We start from the raw sequence: 20541 nt of genomic DNA, 5'->3' as shown, positions 1-20541 counted from the left end.
CTATAGTATCGCTTTGTCACAACGCCCGGGATACGCTATTAGCAATCATGTTTAAAAAAATATCAGCTTTGATCCGCCAGGTTGCGGGTAAGCCTTTACCAGCTCTGCCAAGCCCTCTGGTACTGAGTAAACGACGACGTTTTGCCGTAGCTATTCTGCTGATGTTTCATATCATGGGTTTTTTATCTTCGCTGGATGCTTTGATGTCTTCCCGAACATCGCAGGGTAGCATCGCCTGGATTGTTTCGCTTAATACCTTTCCCTATGTTTCTGTACCGGCGTATTGGATTTTTGGTCGGCAAAAGTTCCAGGGTTATGTTATTTCCCGGCGTGAAACGGACTCGGATCTGTGGCTGAAACACCAACTGAAAATGTCGACGGTTGATCGTTTTCAGCTGCAAAACAGCCGCATTCGCGGCAATATGCAAGCGGTTGAGTCTCTGGCTAAGATGCCTTTTTTAACCGGCAACGACATTGAATATCTGATTGATGGGCAGCAGAAGTTTGATAGCATCTTTGCCGGGATCCGCGCAGCGGAACACTATGTATTGGCTCAGTATTACATTATCCGTAATGATGCTATTGGCCGTCAGTTTCAGCAGGCTCTGATCGAGAAAGCGCAACAAGGTGTTCCTGTCTATCTGCTGTATGATGAAATCGGCAGCTACCGGCTTGGTAGAAACTATCTGCGTCAATTGGAGCAGGCAGGGGTGCAGGTGCGGCCTTTTCATTCCACCAAAGGGCCAGGCAACCGCTTTCAGCTGAATTTCCGTAATCATCGGAAACTGGTGATTACGGATGGCAAACATGCCTGGCTTGGCGGGGCGAATATAGGTGATGAATACCTGGGCCAAAGTTTGCGGTATGGTCATTGGCGGGATACCCATTTAAAAATCACCGGACCAGCAGTGATGAGTGTGCAACTATCCTTTGTGGAAGACTGGTACTGGTCCAGCGAGGTGATTCCTGAATTAACCTGGGAGCCGGTGGTCGCTGAACGGCGCGATCTGCCAGTACTTATCCTGCCTTCAGGCCCGGCAGATCGGCATGAAACTGCCAGCCTGATGATGCAGCATATGATCCATAGTGCCGTGGAGCGCTTTTGGATTTCCAGTCCGTATTTTGTTCCGGATGAAGGGGTGTTATCTGCTTTAAAGCTGGCAGCGCTCCGCGGAGTTGATGTGCGTATCCTGATCCCCGAGCGTACTGATAACTATCTGGTTTATCTGGCCGCCTATGCGTTTGTTGCCCCATTAATTGAGCTGGGCATCGATATCTACCGCTATCAGGATGGGGTGTTGCACTCGAAAAGCTTTCTGGTTGATCATCATGTCAGCAGTGTCGGAACAGTCAATCTGGACAATCGTTCGTTTCGGTTGAACTTTGAGATCACGGCCCTGATTGGTGGCGAAGAGCCCAACCAACAACTGGAGCAGATCTTCTTGCAGGACTTCGGGCGTTCCCGCACCATGACAGTGGAGGAAATCGAACAGAAGTCGTTGCTGTTCAGGGCTTTGTCACGCGCCGCTTATCTGATGGCACCTGTTCTTTAAATCCACTGTCGGCATTAGAAATAAGTATCCATCGCTTCAAGCAGTTGGTATTCATCATCCACCAGCCAGATAGTGCGCCACTTGTCGAACGTAAGGCAAGGGTGTGAACTGCCTAAAAGAGCCAGATCACCGACTTTCAGTTGCAGTTCGGCCGGATAGTACCAATAGGTATGCTGATCCATTATTTTTTTGCTCTCGCACTGGCTCAGATCATAGGGCAACTGCCTGCCATCCCGGTAGATTTTTAGTACCTGAGGCATGCCGGCATCAAAGGCAATATCCCGTTTGCCAAGCCCAAGTACTGCCAGGCCGGGCTCTGGTAAAGACTGAATATAAGCGGCTACTTCCAGCGCCGGTTGCAGATCGCCAGGAACTTGCCGCGCTAATTTGCTGCGTTGCTGAACCTGTTGCTGAGCTGCGGCATACAATTGATGATCATGACTGACGTAGCAGCCAGGTCTGAGTACAACCTGAATGCCGGTTTCAGCTTGTACATTGATTAATTCATCGGCGACCACGTCGTACCAAACTGAGCCAGCTCCGGTTAGCAGAGCAGTTTTGGTTTCAATGTTACTCTGCAGCAATTGTAAGCAGAGTTGCCTGGCTTGTTGGATCCAAAGGCGGACACTGGCTTCATCTTTAGCCACACCTTCATAAAACTCGACGCCGGCCAAATGAAGTCCCTGCAGTTGATGGATGCAGTTGGCTAACGACAGGCACTGCTCAATTTCGCGCAGACCACAACGCCCGGCCGGAGTACCAAGTTCAACCAAACATGGCAGATTAAGCTGCTTACTGTTAAAAAAGCCAGCCAGGCTTGCCGCATTGTCTGCATTATCAACGCAACAATACAGCTCAGTGCCCTGTGCCAATAATTCGGCCACAACCTCCATATTGGCTTTACCTACCAGTTGATTGGCGATAATGATGCGTTTCGCGCCAGCACGGGCAGCGACCCTCGCCTGATAGGCCGTGGCCACCGTCAGACCCCAGGCCCCGGCTGCAAGTTGTTGTTTAAAGATGCTTTCCGTCATGGTGGTTTTGCCATGAGGGGCCAGAGCCACATTGGCAGCATCTGCAAACTGTTGCATCCATCGAATATTATTGTGCAGAGCTGATTGCCGGATAATGGCTGCCGGCAGATGAAGCTGTTCGGCCAGTAAGCTGGCTGGCTTGGATGCTGTGCGGGCAAAATCTGCTTTGTGTTTCATGACAACTCCATTGGTAAGCGCAAAACATAAATTATCTGTTACAGCTGTTTACTTTTAAAATTGAATGGTACAAAGTATCTGATGTAAATGCCATGCTATCTATGGATTTTGTAGTATTTTAATTTGAGAAAAACTGCTTAATGACATTTGAGATTGATATTTTATCACGTATATCTGAGCGCTTTGTTGAGTTAAGTGATTCCGAACAAAAAGTTGCGCAGCTTATTCTGAACGATGTGCGTGCCGCTACTGAGTTAAATATTGCGGCTTTGGCACGCAATGCCGGTGTCAGTCAGGCCACAGTGACGCGTTTTGCCCGCAGTGTAGATTGCAAGGATGTGCGGCAACTCAAAGTAAAGTTGGCGCAATCGCTGGCTGTTGGCCAGCGATTTGTGGAAGAAACACCGGATTTGGATGGTATTCAAGGGGTGTATGAGGCCATCAAAAACACGTTGGATGCCAGCCGTAAATTATTGAATGATGAGGCCGTGCACCAGTCTGTAGAGTGGTTGCTGCAGGCCAGGATGGTGATTTGTCTCGGTATGGGGGGCGGCTCATCCATTGGCTCGATGGAAATGCAAAATCGTTTATTTCGTTTTGGGGTGCCAGTAAGCAGTTATCAGGATGGGTTGTTATGCCGGATGGTCGCCGCAGCGGTAGAGCCAACAGATGTACTGGTTGTGATTTCGCTCACAGGCAATACCCCGGAAATCATTGATGCAGCGGCAATTGCACGGCAATACGACGCCAAAGTCATTGCGATAACCAAGCCTGGTTCGCCGTTGGCAGCAGAAGCCGATCTTTTATTGGCAATACAAGCACCGGAAGCCGACTACATATACAAACCTTCAGCGTCGCGCTATGCCATGTTGGCGGTTATTGATGTGCTGGCAACAGAGCTAGCCAAGCAGAATAAGCGTCGGTCACGCGACAAACTGCGCAGAGTCAAGTTATCGCTTGATAGCCACAGGGGCGGTGATGAACGGCAACCTTTAGGGGATTAACAGGAGAAACTATGTCGATTATTCGTTATGGTACAGAAGGCAATACCGGTACCGGGGGCCAAGCCTTGCCTTTTGCCAAAGCCGTTGCGGCAGGTGGTTGGTTGTATGTTTCAGGACAGACACCGATGCGTGATGGTGAGGTGGTGGAGGGTGGTATTGTGGAGCAATCGCGGTTGGCGATTGAGAACTGTCTGGAAATCATGCACCAGGCGGGATTTCACAAAGATCATATTGTGCATGTGAAGGTGTTCCTGACCGATGCCCGTTATTTCTCCTCCTTCAATAAAGTCTTTGCCGAGTACTTTGCCGATGCGCCGCCGGCCCGAATTTGCGCAGTAACAGACTTGGTGGTCGATTGTAAAGTAGAGGTAGATCTTACTTGTTTTAAGCAGGAACTATAACTGGCAAATGACAGCGATGTCATGGTGCAGGGCTGGAGTAGCGCATGAACATTACAACTTTTTATTTGTTGTTTGGTCTTTATATGGCGGCCCTTATTGGGCTGAGCTGCTTGCTGGCCCGGCGACAGAAAACCGGTGATGATTTTTTGCTGGCAGGTCGCAATGTTTCTACTCGGCTGAGCCTGGGCACCACAGTTGCCACCATGATTGGAACCGGTACCAGCATGGGGGCCGTTGGTTTTGCTTACACCAACAGCTGGGCGGGTATGCTGTATGGTTTAGGTGGAGCGACCGGTATTTTGCTGACTGCCTGGTTATTTGCTCCGGTACGTCGATACGGCTTTATGACCATGAGTGAAGAGTTAGCCTTCTATGTCGGCGCGCATCCGCGTATTCGTTTGTTATTTGCGGTATTAATTTTTATTGCTTCTTTAGGTTGGCTGGGCGCTCATCTTATTGGTGGGGCACTGTATTTAGCCTGGGCTACCGGGGTCGATCTTAATGTGGCCAAACTGATTATTGCTGTTGCTTTTACGCTTTACATTGTGATTGGTGGCTACAGTGCTGTGGTGTGGACGGACTCCATCATGGCCATCATCTTGTTTGCCGGTTTTGTACTGATGGCATTGTTGATCAGTGTGCAAGCCGGAGGTGTTGTCGCCTTGGCTGCTCAGGTGCCTGCCAGTCAGTCCGGTTGGCAGGCGCTGAGCCATATTGGTGTGATTCCGGCGATATCACTGGCAGCAGTGATTGCGCTGGGGGTAATGGCGACACCATCATTTCGGCAACGCATTTATTCTGCTCGCTCGGTAACTACAGTGCGTCGAGCTTTTATGCTGGCAGGTTTGTTGTATCTCTTTTTTGCAGCTTTGCCAGCCATGATCGGAATAGCCGCCAGACAAAGTGCTCCTGAGCTGGCTGATCATCAATTTGCTTTTGCGACCATGGCGGTCACAGTACTGCCGGCTATGATAGCCATGCTGGTGTTGCTGGCAGGTGTTTCTGCCACTTTGTCATCGGCCAGCTCGGATGCGATCGCAGCAGTTAGTATCTTTATTCGTGATCTATTGCAGCAGTGCTATCCAGCAGGCTTTAGTCCGACGGTATTGCTTCGGCTAAGCAGGGTGTCACTGGTCGTGGTGGCATCGCTGGCACTTACCATGGCACTGCTCTCTGATGATATCATTCGGTACATTACAGCCTTGATTGCAACGGTCATGTCAGGCCTGGCGGTGACTGCACTCTTAGGACGCTTTTGGCGAGGGTTTCGCTGGCAAGGAGCTCTGTCAGCAGTATTGGCAGGCATGAGTATTTCCCTCAGTATTTTGTTGCATGCAGACTGGTTGGCTTTTTGGGGCAACCCGGTGCTGCCGGCCTTTGCTGGGGCTGGCTGCTTCGGTGTGGTGGTTAGCTTGTGTTATCGGAAGCAACGCCATTCGATGCTTGGTAGCATGCGCCGTTTGCGGCATGAACGACAACGTTTTATGCAACAAAACGGGGAAGAAGCGCTACCAGCAACAGAGCCCAGGCTGAGCAGCCCAGAATTATCCACTTCATGCCGTCGGGGAGAGCCTGGCCTATGATGCGTATTTTTACTGCTTCACTTGCAACAGAAACCAATACCTTTTCCCCGATGTTTACAGATTTAGACAGTTTCAGGAGCAGTTTTTACGCCAGGCCGGGGGAGCACCCACCAACCCCGACTCTGTGCAGCGCACCGCTGATTGCTTGTCGGGAGCAGGCGACAGCCCAGGGGTTTACGTTAATTGAAGGCAGTTGCAGCTGGGCTGAACCAGGCGGCCTGGTAAACCGGGCTTGTTACGAATACCTGCGGGACGAAATTTTGCAGCAACTGACCGCAGCCTTGCCAGTAGATGCTGTGGTCCTTGGTTTGCATGGGGCCATGGTTGCTCAGGGCTACGATGATTGCGAAGGCGACCTGCTAAGCCGGATCAGGGCTTTGGTAGGACCGGATACCGTGATAGCAGCGGAGCTGGATCCACACAGTCACCTGACCAGGAAACGGTGTGAGATGGCTGATTTACTGATTGCTTTTAAAGAGTTCCCACATCTGGATTTTATGGAGCGAGCCCGTGAACTGGTACAACTGACATTGGCTGCAGTGCGCGGCAATATTAAACCTTGCATGAGCCGCTTCGATTGTCGGATGATCGATGTATTACCCACCAGCAATGAGCCGATGAAATCCTTTCTGGCTCGTATTCGTTTGTTAGAACAACAACCTGGCGTGCTATCCATTTCTGTTATCCATGGGTTTATGGCAGGTGATGTACCGGAAATGGGCAGCCAGTTGCTGGTTATTACCGATAATGATCCTAGCCTGAGCCAGCAGTTAGCGAAGCAGCTTGGTATGGAGTTGTTCGCCATGCGGGGCAAGAGTATGCCGGAAATGTTGTCGGTGGAAGAGGGCGTCAGACGGTTGCAAACCAAAAACAACGGGCCGGTAGTATTGGCCGATGTCTGGGATAACCCTGGTGGCGGTGTTGCCGGGGATGGCACCTTAATTTTACGTGAGGTGATTCGCCAGCAACTGCAGGGAATTGCCTTTGGTACCATCTGGGACCCGATGGCGGTGCAACTGTGTTTTGCAGCAGGTGAGGGGGCAGAGATCCCGCTTCGCTTCGGCGGAAAGAGTTGTGCCACTGCCGGGGAGCCGGTGGATAAGATAGTTGCAATTAAAGCACTGCGGGCATCGGCCTGGCAGCAATTTGGCGGCAGTGAAGTACCAATGGGGGCTTGTGCCTGGATCCAGTTTGATGGCATTGATGTGATTTTGAATTCAAACCGTTGTCAGTCTTTTGACCCCAGTTTATTTCGGGCGCTGGGGATAGTGCCAGAGCAGTGCCGCGGCCTGGTGGTCAAATCAACCAATCACTTTTATCAGGGATTTGCTGCCATTGCCTCCGAAGTGTTGTACCTGGATGCAAAAGCGCCTTATCCCAGTGATCCCCGGCGCAATCAGTACCGGAAACTGACACGCGCCATCTGGCCAATCGTTGAGCAGCCACATCTGCAGCACCATGAAAGCAAAAGGGGCATCAGCCCCTGCTAGCGAGTTTATTCAACTAACGGCAATGCCAGTCGCTCAATACAACCGCAATCTTGCATGGTGACGTAGAGTTGGCCTGATTGGATTGCCAGATTGGTTGGCCGGCGATGCAGCAGTGGCAGTTCTGCCAGTAAGTGCCCATGGTGATTGAGCAAAACAACACTGCCATTCCCGTAACGCGTTACGGCCAGAATGCCAGGTTGGACCATTCGCATGCCATCCAGCCCGGCAGTTGAAAAAGCTGCTATCAGAGTTTTGTCGGTCAGTTGCTGCTGCTCAATACGGTAACGCCAAATACGTCGTTGCACACTTTCATTGACAAATAAATAGTGCTGATCGCTGGATACCTCAATGCCATTGGTGGTGCCCATCCCGGTTTCGAGTAAACGGCTGTCTCCATCGGCTGTAATCAACCATAATTGCCCACTCGCTGTAGCCCAGTCCGGATCGCTGGCGAACAGCGTATCTGGTGCTAACAGCGCCAGATCATTGGGCTGATGCATCGCCGGTTGATGCACCACAGTACTCAGCTGCTGACTCGCTGTATGATATTGCCAGACGCGGTTACCGGTATAATCGGCAATAAACATCCGGCTGCCATCTGCACTAAAACGGATACCATTGCCAGTACTACCCGTTGGTAAAGTGACCAACAGTTCAGCCTGACCTTGCTGATTCACCCGACCTATGGTGCCTTCCTGTTGATAATTGACCAAATACAGCTGTTGATCCGGCCCGAAAGCAGGCCCTTCAATACCTGCAGTGAAAGTGCCGGCAGCTACCCACACCGAGCTGGTAGTTTGGGTAAGTAAAGGCCGGATAAGACGGTGGGCAGCTATCACCAATTCCGCTTCTATCCCTCGACTGTCCTGCCAGAGCGACTGTGCTGCGGTTAACTGCTGCGCAGTCACTTCGGGCTGTTGCAACAACGTCAGTCCCAAGCTGGCCAGCTTGCTTAGTTGCAAAATAACCGGTTTCAGCTCTTTGGCTGGGGGCGTATCCGTTAAGTAAGGCAACAATGTCTCGGGTAATTGTTGCCAGAGAGCAAACTGCTGCAGCAATGGTTCCAAGCTCATGGCTTTATCTTGTTGCCAGGCGCTGAGTAACAGCTCGAGTTGCCGGAACTGATAATTCTCTGCCGGCAGAAAATCAACCAGTCGATCCAGCCGGGCCTGATTGTGGTACTGCTGCCGAACGGAGCGCTCGTGCAAACGATGGTAATAATGCGCCGGTTCAAGCCCCAGAATGAATTGTTGCATCGCGGCTCTGCCATCGGCATGCACCAGGCCAGCCAAACCGGCATCTTGCTGTTGCAGATGCTGTAAGCCTACAGACTGTGCCAGCCAGGGTTCCAATTGCCCCAGACGCTGATAAAGGAAGTTTTCATCGGTCAGCTCGGCGGCCGACCACAGTCGCTCTGCTACCACCAATGCCTGAGGCCAGAGACGGCGATCAATCACTTCAGCATTGACCAGCTCCCCCCAGAGGGTAATTTCACCTCCCCGTACTCTGCTGGCCTCTTGTTCTGTTAAAGCTGGTCGCTCTATCCCAGTAGGGAAGGGCTGTTCTGTCTCGTACCAGGCAATTTGCTGGCCATGTACGGCATAGGGGGCATTGCCAACGACCAGATCGCCGCTAAGATCCCCTGTCAGCATCCATTCTGCGGTGACCGGTCCCATCCATGTGTCTAACTGAAAGCGCAGCCGACTTGCTTCCAGCTCCAGTTGCTGTAATGTCTGGCGACTGCGGCCGTTAAAATCGATGAATCCTTCAATGCTATGATCTTGCATAAAAACCAGATAAAGGGTCCCTGTAACCGCAGCGCCTCGTAATCTGGGGATCGTAAAACTCCAGCCTGACCAGGCCTGGTAGTTGCTTGGCATTTGTGGGCTGGGCTCAGGCAGTGGATCGTTACGGTAATGAAAGCTGGCAAATTGAGGTTGATCCAGATAAAAGCCGGTAGATAAAATCACATCATGCCCAGCCTGAGCGGCGTCAACCACAGAGTCGAGACCACGCCAGGAGTGAACTAAACTTGAGGATGGCAGCTCTGGTGTTAATATTTCATCCCAGCCAATCATGCGACGTTGCAGTGGTGTCAGGATCTGCAGTAACTGCTGATTAAACCAGGTTTGTAATGCCAGATGATCCGCCATGCCGTGTTGTTGTTTGAATGCTGCTATGGCAGGGTTTTGTTGCCAATGATCCGGCAGTACCTCATCACCACCAATATGCAGGTAGGGATCCGGGAATAAGGTTGTGACCTCTTCCAGTAATTGCTGTAGAAAAACAAACACCTGCTCATTGGTTGGATCCAATACCGCCGGGTGAACCCCCCAATGTATTTCAGGCTCTGACGGGCCCGGCATGGACATAAACTCGGGATAAGCCGCACCCAATGCTGTGGTGTGGCCTGGCACATCTATTTCCGGTACTACCCGTATACCCCGCATAGCGGCATAGTCCACAATGTGGCGTATTTCATCCTGGCTGTAATAACCATCTGTTCCTCCAATTTGCTGCAATTTTGGAAAACGCTTTGACTCCAGCCGCCAGCCCTGATCATCGGTTAAATGCCAATGAAAGACATTGAGTTTGGCTGCAGCCATCGCATCCAACTGGCGCTCTATGGTAGACACAGGCAGAAAGTGACGGGCAGGATCCAGCAGCAAGCCACGCCAGGCAAAACGGGGCGCATCGGTGATTCGTACAGCAGGTATTTTTTTATTGGCAGTCACCAGCTGAGCCACGGTTTCCAGGCCGTGTAATATGCCCAGATGGGTAGGCGCACTTAGCCGGATCCCAGCCTGATCAATATGCAGTTGGTAGGATTCATCGCTGTCGGGTAAAGGATAGAAAAAAGCCTGCTCAGTTTCGATACGAAGATGCAGTAGCACTGCCGCATTCGGGTTAAAACTTATCTCTGGGTGATGCTGTTGCCATCGACGGTGCAAACGTTGCAACGCTGGTTCAAGCACCCTCTGGTGCTGCTCTGGGTAGTGCCAACTGAACTCTGCAGGTAGATGCAAGGGCGCTGTATCAAGCCATTCCACCTGCTGAGGCCAGGGCATCAGAGCGACCTCTGTAGCTTGCACGCTATGGATTGAATATGCGAATAACAGTGCCAGCAAAGCACGGTGAATACAATACTTAGAGTCCATAATGATCTCATAACTGCTACTTTAATTGTTACTTGGTAACATCAAAAGGTCACAAGCACAAGTCATCAAACGTCTTTTTTAGACAAATAAATGGCTAAAACTCAAAATCACTGTTTACTTTTTGCGCTTCATGGTACAAAGTAACAATGGGCTTGGGGTCGAAGCTAAGAGCAAGCCAGACTGATCAACGCAATCAGTACATGCTGTCGGAATTCCACTGTATGCAGGTGCCCGATGGATACCATGACACTATAAAGAGAAGAGAGTAACGCCATGCTAGGAAAAAAATTTAATGGTAACAAGTTAACCTTAGCCGTTGCTGCCGCGATTATCGGCGCCACCCCGGCTTTTGTTATGGCTGAAAATGACAGCGGTGTCATTGCGGACGAGGTAACGGATTCAGTAGAGGTCATCGAAGTGCGGGGGATCCGTGGCAGCTTAATGAGTGCACAGAATCTGAAACGTTATGCCGATACGGTGAAAGATCTTGTCACAGCATCCGATATTGGTGCTTTGCCAGACAGATCTGTTACTGAAGCTCTGCAGCGTGTACCGGGTGTCACTATCGAGCGCTTTGCATCATCCGACGATCCTAAGCATTATGCTGACGAAGGTACCGGAGTGTTGGTTCGTGGACTGGACAGGGTACGTTCCGAAGTAAATGGACGTGGAGCTTTCAGCGCAAACCCCTGGGGAGGTCTGAGTTACGAAGATTTCCCGGCAGAGCTGTTGGGGGCGGTTGAAGTCGTCAAAAACCAAACGTCAGATCTGATCTCCGGCGGTATTGCCGGTACTGTAAACCTGATTACCCGCAAGCCGCTGGACTCTGATGAGCGTTTAATTTCCTTTAACGCCAAAGCAAATTACGGTGATTTCCGTAAAGAAGTAACCCCTTCTTTCTCGGCTTTGTTTTCGGATAATTGGGATACCAGTTCAGGCCGATTTGGCTTTTTAATTGCCGCGTCACACTCTGAGTTTAAAACCCGTGGTGATGGCATTGGCTTGGGCAACTTTCACTCCCGAGGTGATTCATTTGTTCCGACACTGGACGAGTGGGGCGGCATCACCGGGGTTGATCCCGACTCGCCGGTCGATGGTCCGGCTCTGCCCGGGCAACCTGCTGGCAGTGTATGGCATGTGCCGGTCGCAATCCATATGAGTACGGCCGAAAATGACCGCAAGCGAACCGGTCTGACCAGCTCGTTGCAGTGGGCAAATACAGACAACACCCTGGTAGCTACTTTGGAACATATTCATTCAAAGGCGTCCCTGGAGTGGAATGAACGCCAAATTGGCCAGGCAGCTCAAGGCTTCAGAAGCTTTATGGGCTCATCGCAAAATTGGCGGGATGATGCAGATACTGGCCGTCCTTTAACAACCAACAATGGTTTTGTCACTTCAGGGGTTGTGCTTGGAGTCAGTCCGGAAACACCATTTTTCTACCGCAGTCGCTGGAATTACAATGAAAATACGGTAAAAGATACATCTTTCAATCTGCGTTACCGGCCGACAGATCGTTTATCACTTGTCTTTGACTACCAGCACATTGACTCTGAAAAAGTGGTGCATAATTACAGCATGTCCGGTCAAACCCGCGGCAACCACGTGCATGTGGTTTCCCCTTATTTTTTGGATATGCGTGGTTCACGCCCAACAGTTGAGTTTTTAAGTGACAACATCCTGACCCCGGGCTGGTCTCCTAATGAAGACTGGAACGGTCCTGTACCGAACTTGTTCTTAGGCAGCGGCATGGAGCAAGAGGAGCACAATACAGCCAAAGCTAATAGCTTTAAATTTGATGCCACCTATGAACTTGATGGTACCTTTACCAGCATTAAAACCGGCTTTTACTTTACCGATAAAGACTTAACCGTTCGTGATACCGCTTATGAGGGTTGGTCAGCTATTGGTACTCCCTGGGATATGAATGATCGTAATGCTGCAGCAGCTGTGAACCGTCCTGAGCTGTTTGAGCGGGTTGATTTTGCTGATTTTTACCATGGCAACGTACTCATTGGTAACGTCAACAACTTCTTATTCCCCAGAATGGACTTAGTCAGAAACTACGCCGACTCCTTGCGTCAGGGCTGTAGAGATGGCTGGCACAATGCAACCAGCAGCGCTGCCAATGACGGGATCTGTACCGGCGTTTATGTGCCCTATACCGATAAACCGAATCGCGTAGAAGGGCCTTTTGCAGCGCACAACATCAGCTCATCCAATGAAAAACGTACAGAGCTGTACTTGCGGGGTGACTTTGACTTTATTGATTTACCCATGCCGGTGAAAGGCAACATTGGCTTGCGCTATGTTAATTACAAGCTGGAGTCGACCGGCGCTTTTGTACAACCACTGGCCAGTAAGCGTGGCGATCCTGGTACCTCACTCAATGAGGTGATGCAACAGCCTGAATATCGACGCTATTACGATCTGGCCTCCGGTGAGTCGCAATTAAGCACCGTGAAAGGGACTGATTACAGTACGCTTCTGCCGAGCCTGAATTTAAACTTTGGTGTAACCGATGACGTGGTGGTACGCTTTGCTGCCTCGAAAGGATTGTATTACCCAAGCTTGGTGGATGCCCGCAATATCAGTTTGCTCGATCTGGATTACAATCGCCGTTTGCAGAACCCTGCGGCTGATTATGATGAAGAAACCAACCCGGTGGTTGGACTGGATGATATAGCGGTTACAGCACTGGCTGGTAATCCTTACCTGAAGCCGGAAAGCTCGATTAATTTGGATGTAACGACAGAGTGGTATTTTGCTCCGGCAGGATTTTTGGCTGTTGGCGTATTCCACAAACGGCTGGATAAAATTATCCGCAACAGATCCTTTGAGTTGCCAATCGATTACAACGGCGAACGATACAATGTATCGGCCTATGGCCCGGCAAACACTGGTTCCGGCACATTACGCGGTATTGAGTTTTCATACTCTCAATTCTACGACATGTTACCAGGCGCCTGGAGTGGGTTAGGGTTGCAGTTTAACTTTACCTACATTGACCAAAGTGGTCTGGAAGATCCGAACGAAATTTCAGAAGGCACATTAGGCTTTAATGAGGCGGGCGAGCGTATCGCAGACAATCGCAATACCTTCCGTGTTTTCAGTGGCTTGCCACTGCAGGGGTATTCCGATAAAAATATGAATATCGTTGGTATGTACGAATACAATGATATCTCATTCCGTCTCGCTTATACCTGGCGCTCTGAGTACCTGCTGACATTACGGGAATCAGAAGAATACGCGCCAGCTTTCGCCAAAGCTTCAGGCATGATGGATGCCAGTCTGTACTATTCCATTAATGATAACTGGAAAGTTGGTATAGAAGGCAGTAACTTGCTTAAAGCTGAGACCAAAACACAGTATCAGATGAATCAACAAGGTGATAGAACCGATGCGCTGAGTTTTACCACAGATCGTCGATACGCACTGAGCGTTCGTGCTGTGTTCTGATAGCACAAGCAAAAAACCGCGTGGCTGTGCTGCGCGGTTTTTTGCTGCTTCTCTATGGATTAACGTGATTATTGTCTGATACCACAGCGTTATACCAGATAAAGCTGTGGTATCAGATGCCCGCATTAAATGTATAACAGTTGTTACTAGCGTAACAACTGTTATACTAACCCTCTGTTATAAACCCTGCTGCTGAACACTACCGATTACAGCTGCACAGTCCAAACACGGCTGGCTTTCTCCGCTGGTTGCAGGTTAATTAGCCAATGCATCAGCACAATAATTGTATGACTGGAGCGGAAAATTGAGATCACTTGATGAACTTTACGCGAGCCTTGCCAGTGACATGAAAACAAGTATATTCATGAGTGCGGGCTATGTTTGAAAGGCTAGAAGCAATTATACAAAAAGCAAAGAGCAACAAAAATTACTCTGAGGGTGGTAGTTGCTTATCGGATGAAGTTCAATTGTTTGAAACCAGGTTAGGTGTTCCATTACCAGACGATTACAAATACTTTATTAGTAAATATGGCTATTGTTTTTGGTTTGGTGAAGTTGTATGTGGGTTAGTTGGTGAGAATAATAAGAGGTACGAGAAAATTTGCTGTGCTATTAGTAAAAATTCTTACTACCACAATCTATATAACAATAATCCATCATATGTGCCTGTACCCAAGGAGGGAGTAGTTATCGCTAAGTGGGACGGTGGAGGCTATTACTTCCTTTTTTCTAAAGAGTCAGAGCGAGCAGGAGAGGTAGGCCTGTTTTTGACTGAGACATTCGGTCAGGAAGTGTCTAAATTTAGTAGTTTTACTGACTTTCTATCATATCTCGTAACAGGGAGGCCTGAGCCTACTTTAGTGAGTGTGAACTACGACATAATAAAACTCCACATCAGATAATACTATTAACGGTAGAAACAAGTATATTAATGAAATTGAAATAAATATATTGACTAGCATAGTAGGAATTAATGATCGCTCTATGAGTAAGCATAACGAAAAACTACAAAATATAAGGTTGAGAAATGAGTCAAAAAACAAGAGGATATTAGATGAAGCAATGGATGAAGCTCGTCTAATAGGAAAAGAGCCATTCAATTTACAAGAGTTACAAAGGTACTGGAGCTTTCGTTACCAAAATATCCTTACTGTCGCCCAAGTAGACAGAGCTATGCAGGATATTGAAAGAGATTACTATTTAGCTGGTAAGCGTTTCATGACCATGGAGCAGTATGGTAGGTACCTGATTGAGATAGAGTTGTACCGCTAGCTTGAAGCATTAATAGGTACAAGCGTCGGAACCGTTTTGATAACAGAAAAGTGAAGAATTTAAACACGTAAACCGTGCAAATATGCAGAGTTATTAATATGAATATAGATCCAAAATACATACAAGAGTTAGGCGAGCTGAACTCTCAAATCGTACTTTACTTGCCATAAGGCATAGCACAAAGTTCTCAACCTTATTTCTGCAATTCTTTAATGGTCCAATGCAGGCACTTAAATTAAAACTAATTAAACTCTATTTGCCGTATCTTGGCTTTAGTATTGCTTTGTTAGCAGCCTACAACCTTGGCCGCTGGGTATTAGATATACAACTGGGGCTTGTTTCACTTAAAACGGAAATCCTGGATTTCTGGCTACCCTGGCTGCTGCCATGGTTATGTATACCGCTATGGCTTAAGCGCCGGATTAGGCTATTGCGGGGGGCGGGCTGGCAACAGGATGGCTATTTTGCACATTATTTTGTTATCAATATTTCTGTTGCAGTCGTTATTTTTATCAGTCAAGTCAACATGACCAGTGCACCGTTTTCTTTGATCTCTCTGCAGCACGTCAGCGATGTCATGCAACACCCCAAGCAGCAATACTTTGATATAGAAATATTTAACGTCCCCCGCGGCCGCTGTCGCAATATACAATTTACTGACTCCATCAGTAGCAGAGGTGGCACTAGCTACAACTTTAAAAATTACTATACTTGCCCGCTTGATCAATCTGGTACCCTTTGGTACGCCGTGTTATTTTCGAAACGCTATGATCCTGATGTAGATGACTTGCCACGCCAACAGGAACAACAACGTTTCAATACAGCGACAGAACAAAAATTTGCGCAATTGGACTTACAGCAAGTCAGCTACTTTGAGCGCCTGCGCCCATCTAATGACTTAAAAGCTTTACTCAAAGTTATCCCTATACCTTCTGCAACAACTGATCCTATGGTATTGCGAGCTCGGCATGAACCCTTTAGCCAACGACTGGGGCATGATTATAGCGATACTTTGTATGCCTTTATTATCGCTGCTGTTGTGGTATTCCTAATGCTGCTGGTTGCCAAGGTAAAACCAGAAGCACTGCAGGCTGAAAGCAAACGGAGCCCGCGACAAACCCGGTTTAACGGCAAAAAAAATGCTAAACCCTGGCGGAAGCGAAAATATTAGTTAAATGATGCTACTATGATTAAAAAGTACAGGTTAAGCGTGAATGAGTAATGAAGAATCGACTCTTGAAATTGAATTGGCCTTGCTCAAATGCTCGAACACAAAGCTTGCATTGGCCATTATTCGGAAATATGTCGCTGCCCCCGTTGTGTCCATACAAAGCAGCCTTGAATGCGATGCCGCCTTTGCCAGATTTATTCTGGATAAATCGGTTTATTATAACGGATGGCAGATAGCTTACCAGTTAGCACAAGAGTTAGTGCGTAAAGGTTTTGAGTTAAGGCTACAAGTAAATGGCTCTGTTCAGGATCTCAGCTATTTGCACAATTTGAAAAGCAAGGTAATGACTATTAGCAGGCCGGATATCTGTTGAATGTTACGAAATAATCAGTCACCCAGGTTGCGATTGAAGTGGGTGATGTCAACACCTGGCTTGAGCTGGTAAAGCTGAGCTTGCCTGCCCCCCGATGAAACTTTTTGCTCGGTTAAATGAAACATATTACTGGCTTCAATGCGTCGCATTAGGCTTTTGCGCTGAATTTCCTTGCCGATAATCGCCTCGATCACCGCTTTAAGCTGGCCAACAGTAAAAGCCGGTGGCAAGCAATACACTGGCAACATGCTGTACAAGGCTTTTTGTTTCAGTCTGTGATGAGCACGCTGAATGATCTCTTGGTGATCAAATGCCAACTGCAAGCTAGCTATATCTTGTACTGGCCACCAGCTCGCCTGTGAGACCGTTGCTATATTGCTACTGACCGCTGAATAGGGCACTAAAGCAAAAAAAGCAAGACTAACACTGTAGCCGCGGGGATCCCGCCCCTTACCAGAAAAAACCTCCAGTTGCTCCAGGTAGCCGGGTTGTAAGCCAGTTTTTTGCTGCAATTTACGCATAGCAGCAGCTTCCACACTGCTATCCTGCTCAATGTCAATAAAGCCACCAGGTAAGCTCCAGCAACCATCGAAAGGTGGTGCTGCACGCCGGATCAAAAGCAGATGTAATACATTGTTTTTTATAGAAAACATGACGTTATCTATCGTAAATAACGGCTGAGAAAAATCTAGACTGGCCATAGAACACCTCATTAATGTCACTAAGACACTATATGCCATTTCACGGCTATTTTCAAAGTTGTTAGATACTTTTTGTCTAGAAAAGCTCTGGTAATGTCAGAAAAGAAGGCATACCATATGTGTCATTGAGACATTAACATTCATTTGAATTAAGTATTACGTCGATAGCTTGTTCGATGGTATTATTTGACCTTTTTTAGGAGCCGGTATGGAAAACTGCATTCAGAAGGACTTTTATCAACTGCCTGCACTGGCAGGGGGCAACTTTACACAATTTAGCTTTGGTGCCGGTGAAAACCATGTACGGCTTACCAGCACACCGGCTCGACGGGTCCAGTTGCTGTTTCGTTATCAGGGAGATGAATCTCTGATGCAGTTGTTGCTGCTGACCGATGCGCTTAAAAGAGCCGGTACCGAGCAGATCGATTTGTGGATACCGTACTTTCCCGGAGCGCGACAGGATAGGCTATGCAACCCTGGTGAGCCTTTGTCGGTTAAAGTATACGCTGATCTGATCAATGCCCAACATTATGCCAGTGTCACTGTATTTGACCCGCATAGTGATGTTTGTCCGGCACTGCTGCATCGGGTAAAGGTTGTAAAAAACCATGCGTTTGTCGCTGAAGTGTTGGCCAGCTTGCCCGGGAAAATTACCCTGATTTCTCCGGATGCCGGAGCCAACAAAAAAGTATTTGAGTTATCTGCTTATCTGGGTGCTTTGCCGGTGGTGCGGGCCGATAAAATCCGCGATGTACGGGATGGTAAGATCATTGCTACCGAGGTGTTTTCCGACAATTTGCAAGGTGCACACTGTGTCATCGTTGATGATATCTGTGCCGGCGGCCGGACTTTTATTGAATTAGCGAAAAAGTTGAAAGAGAAAGGGGCAGAAAAGATTTTCTTAATCGTTTCGCACTATGAAGGCAGTGCAAACGAGGTGTTGTTGCAACAAAGCGGAATAGACCAGGTGTTTTGCACGGATAGCCTACAGCCGGACGCTTCGGGTTTGATTCACGTAACTGATGTAACGAATTATCTGGCTTTACAAGGAGATACAAAATGAAGTTAAACCCTGTCATCGCAATTGATGGGTATAAAGTCGATCACCGTCGGCAATACCCGGATGATACGCAAATTATCTTTAGCAATCTGACAGCCCGGGCTACGCGCCGTGCCTACACCGATAAAATGGTATTTTTTGGGTTGCAGTACTTTATCAAAGACTTTTTGATCGACAGCTGGAACCGCGATTTTTTCCAACGCCCGAAGGCTGAAGTGGTATCGGCATTTGAGCGGCGGATTAATAACTATCTGGGGCCAAATAATGTTGGTACAGATCACATTGCTGCATTGCATGACTTGGGGTATTTGCCAGTAAAAATCATGGCATTGCCTGAAGGCTCGGTGTATCCACTGAAAGTTCCTTGTCTGGTAATTTATAACACAGATGAGCGCTTTTTCTGGCTGACCAATTACCTGGAAACCATTTTATCGGCCAACGTCTGGGGTATGTGTACCAGTGCAACTACAGCGCACCAGTACAAAAAGATCCTGACGCACTATGCTGCAGAAACAGACGGCAGTATTGAGTTTGTTAACTGGCAGGGCCATGATTTTAGTTTCCGAGGGATGTTTGGTGTGCAAGCTGCCACCATGAGTGGTGCCGCTCATTTGTTAAGCTTTACCGGCACGGACACTATTCCAGCGATCGACTTTCTTGAGCAGTACTATTATGCAAACAGCGATCAGGAATTGGTTGGTGGAAGTGTTGCGGCCACAGAACATTCCGTGATGTGTGCCGGTGGCATGGAGAATGAACTGGACACCTTCAGGCGTCTGATAGAAGACATCTATCCGCAAGGGATCGTCAGCATCGTATCCGACTCCTGGGATTTTTGGCAGGTGATGACGGATTTCACCGTGCAGTTAAAAGATAAAATCCTGGCGCGTGATGGTAAGGTGGTTTTCCGTCCAGATACAGGTTGTCCGGTTAAAGTGATCTGTGGTGACCCGGATGCAGAGCCAGGCAGCCCGGAATTTAAAGGCGCCATCGAGTGTTTGTGGCAGGTGTTTGGTGGTAGCACAACCGCAAAAGGCTATAAGATTTTGGACCCACATGTTGGGCTTATCTATGGGGACTCCATCACTATTGAGCGTGCTGAAGCTATCTGTGCTGGTCTTAAGGCCAAAGGATTTGCTTCGACCAATGTGGTATTTGGTATCGGTAGTTATACCTATCAATATGTCACTCGTGATACCGATGGTTTTGCCGTAAAGGCTACTTTTGCCAAAGTAGCGGGGCTTGATCGGGAAATCTTCAAAGCTCCCAAAACCGATGATGGTACCAAGCGCTCCGCTAAAGGATTAGTCGCTGTATTTAAAGATAGTAACGGCGACTATTATCTGAAAGATCAGGCCAGCTGGCATGATGTCAATCACTGTGAGCTACAAGCTGTCTTTGAAAACGGCGAACTGCTGATCAATCAGAGCTTAGCTGAGATCCGTCAGCGTCTGGCAGACTCCATTGCCAGTTAACCAAATCACCCGAAGATACTGCCAGTCGGGCAGCATCTTCGGCAGTTAACACCGGTGCGAACACCTTGCACTGTTGCTTTGGTGCAGGTTGTTTTGCATGGCATTACTCGTTTAATTTTAGGGATAAAACATGAAATATTTGCTGTCTGCCGCTTTATTGCTTGCTCCTTTTATCGTCAATGCCGACGAAGAAGAATGCAAGGTGATGGATATCGCCAGCCTGACCTATGTTGAAAACATTCAGGTAGTAGCTGATGCGGATGTCGGGGCCATCTACCAGGCGAAAGCGGAGCATCTGATGGCTTTTGCCAAGGAGCATAAAGTGGAAGGCTTTCGTATTATAAGCCAGGATGCAACGGTTAGCTCCAGCTGCTGTGGCAATATGGGTTTGCAGCTGAACGTGAATTTTCAGATCACATACAGCCCCAGTTACCAGGCATTCACTGCCTTACAGAAGCATAGTGGCTCAGGCATGGTATCAACCTACCGTACTGGCATGGAGTCGTGCAAAGCCAGTAACTAAAATCTCATGCAATCAGCCTGGTTGTTACTGCCTGGCTGATTGCCACTACATAGCCTTGTGATAATTAACCGAAGTGGGGCTTGTTTATGTTTAGCAAGATCCTTATC

16 protein-coding genes are annotated in these 20541 nt (G+C 48.4%); 13 read left to right on the top strand and 3 right to left on the bottom strand.

The features are described 5' to 3' along the window. The first annotated feature begins 47 nt into the window (after positions 1-47). Complete coding sequence (gene cls / locus ABC502_RS09270; protein ID WP_330086893.1) at positions 48-1553, top strand: cardiolipin synthase; 1506 nt, start codon at positions 48-50, stop codon at positions 1551-1553. Between the two features lie 14 nt (positions 1554-1567). Here cls and ABC502_RS09265 read toward each other — a convergent pair whose 3' ends face one another. Further along, positions 1568-2764, bottom strand: coding sequence for an alanine racemase (locus ABC502_RS09265; protein ID WP_345915686.1), 1197 nt, complete (start codon positions 2762-2764; stop codon positions 1568-1570). A gap of 140 nt (positions 2765-2904) precedes the next feature. On the opposite strand from ABC502_RS09265, the gene ABC502_RS09260 reads away from it, so the two are divergent. Genes ABC502_RS09260 through ABC502_RS09245 form a run of 4 tightly spaced genes read left to right on the top strand, consistent with a single transcriptional unit; the run spans position 2905 to position 7242 of the window. Next, positions 2905-3768 carry an SIS domain-containing protein gene (locus ABC502_RS09260; protein ID WP_330086895.1) on the top strand — a complete coding sequence of 288 codons (864 nt, stop codon included), beginning with the start codon at positions 2905-2907 and terminating at the stop codon, positions 3766-3768. Between the two features lie 11 nt (positions 3769-3779). Beyond that, positions 3780-4169: a RidA family protein gene (locus ABC502_RS09255; protein WP_330086896.1), complete on the top strand. Its 390-nt coding sequence runs from the start codon at positions 3780-3782 to the stop codon at positions 4167-4169. Positions 4170-4213: 44 nt separating this feature from the next. Further along, positions 4214-5752: a sodium:solute symporter family protein gene (locus ABC502_RS09250; RefSeq protein WP_345915685.1), complete on the top strand. Its 1539-nt coding sequence runs from the start codon at positions 4214-4216 to the stop codon at positions 5750-5752. Beyond that, positions 5752-7242 carry a M81 family metallopeptidase gene (locus ABC502_RS09245; RefSeq protein WP_345915972.1) on the top strand — a complete coding sequence of 497 codons (1491 nt, stop codon included), beginning with the start codon at positions 5752-5754 and terminating at the stop codon, positions 7240-7242. The genes ABC502_RS09250 and ABC502_RS09245 overlap by 1 nt, the downstream gene beginning before the upstream one ends. Before the next feature lie 5 nt (positions 7243-7247). Here ABC502_RS09245 and ABC502_RS09240 read toward each other — a convergent pair whose 3' ends face one another. After that, entirely contained in the window at positions 7248-10400 is a 3153-nt protein-coding gene (locus ABC502_RS09240; RefSeq protein WP_345915684.1) for a family 20 glycosylhydrolase, read from the bottom strand. 273 nt (positions 10401-10673) lie between these two features. Between ABC502_RS09240 and ABC502_RS09235 the strand changes: the two genes are divergently transcribed. From ABC502_RS09235 to ABC502_RS09215, 5 genes are all read left to right on the top strand, one after another. Continuing rightward, positions 10674-13859: a TonB-dependent receptor gene (locus ABC502_RS09235; protein ID WP_345915683.1), complete on the top strand. Its 3186-nt coding sequence runs from the start codon at positions 10674-10676 to the stop codon at positions 13857-13859. Positions 13860-14236: 377 nt separating this feature from the next. After that, positions 14237-14761 (top strand): SMI1/KNR4 family protein, encoded by a 525-nt coding sequence (locus ABC502_RS09230; protein WP_345915682.1) that lies wholly within the window; start codon positions 14237-14239, stop codon positions 14759-14761. Between the two features lie 82 nt (positions 14762-14843). Further along, positions 14844-15131: a hypothetical protein gene (locus ABC502_RS09225; RefSeq protein WP_345915681.1), complete on the top strand. Its 288-nt coding sequence runs from the start codon at positions 14844-14846 to the stop codon at positions 15129-15131. A gap of 220 nt (positions 15132-15351) precedes the next feature. After that, positions 15352-16302: a hypothetical protein gene (locus tag ABC502_RS09220; protein ID WP_345915680.1), complete on the top strand. Its 951-nt coding sequence runs from the start codon at positions 15352-15354 to the stop codon at positions 16300-16302. 43 nt (positions 16303-16345) lie between these two features. After that, entirely contained in the window at positions 16346-16675 is a 330-nt protein-coding gene (locus ABC502_RS09215; RefSeq protein ID WP_345915679.1) for a hypothetical protein, read from the top strand. Between the two features lie 14 nt (positions 16676-16689). On the opposite strand, the gene ABC502_RS09210 is transcribed toward ABC502_RS09215, so the two are convergent. After that, the gene (locus ABC502_RS09210; RefSeq protein ID WP_330086901.1) at positions 16690-17328 is read right to left on the bottom strand and encodes an NUDIX hydrolase; all 639 of its coding nucleotides are present in this window, start codon (positions 17326-17328) and stop codon (positions 16690-16692) included. 256 nt (positions 17329-17584) lie between these two features. Here ABC502_RS09210 and prs point away from each other — a divergent pair, with 256 nt between their 5' ends. The 3 genes from prs to ABC502_RS09195 all read left to right on the top strand — a co-directional run bounded on the left by prs (position 17585) and on the right by ABC502_RS09195 (position 20434). Next, entirely contained in the window at positions 17585-18439 is an 855-nt protein-coding gene (prs, locus tag ABC502_RS09205) for a ribose-phosphate diphosphokinase (RefSeq protein ID WP_345915678.1), read from the top strand. Next, positions 18436-19911 (top strand): nicotinate phosphoribosyltransferase, encoded by a 1476-nt coding sequence (locus ABC502_RS09200; protein ID WP_345915677.1) that lies wholly within the window; start codon positions 18436-18438, stop codon positions 19909-19911. The genes prs and ABC502_RS09200 overlap by 4 nt, the downstream gene beginning before the upstream one ends. Positions 19912-20041: 130 nt before the next feature. After that, positions 20042-20434: a hypothetical protein gene (locus ABC502_RS09195; RefSeq protein ID WP_330086904.1), complete on the top strand. Its 393-nt coding sequence runs from the start codon at positions 20042-20044 to the stop codon at positions 20432-20434. Positions 20435-20541 lie beyond the last annotated feature (107 nt).

The sequence above is a fragment of the Alkalimonas sp. NCh-2 genome (assembly GCF_039631345.1).
In the GTDB taxonomy this organism is placed as follows: Bacteria; Pseudomonadota; Gammaproteobacteria; order Enterobacterales; family Alteromonadaceae; genus Alkalimonas; species Alkalimonas mucilaginosa.
The sequence above is the reverse complement of the archived record's forward strand: the minus strand, read 5'-3'. Positions and strand labels throughout refer to the sequence as shown.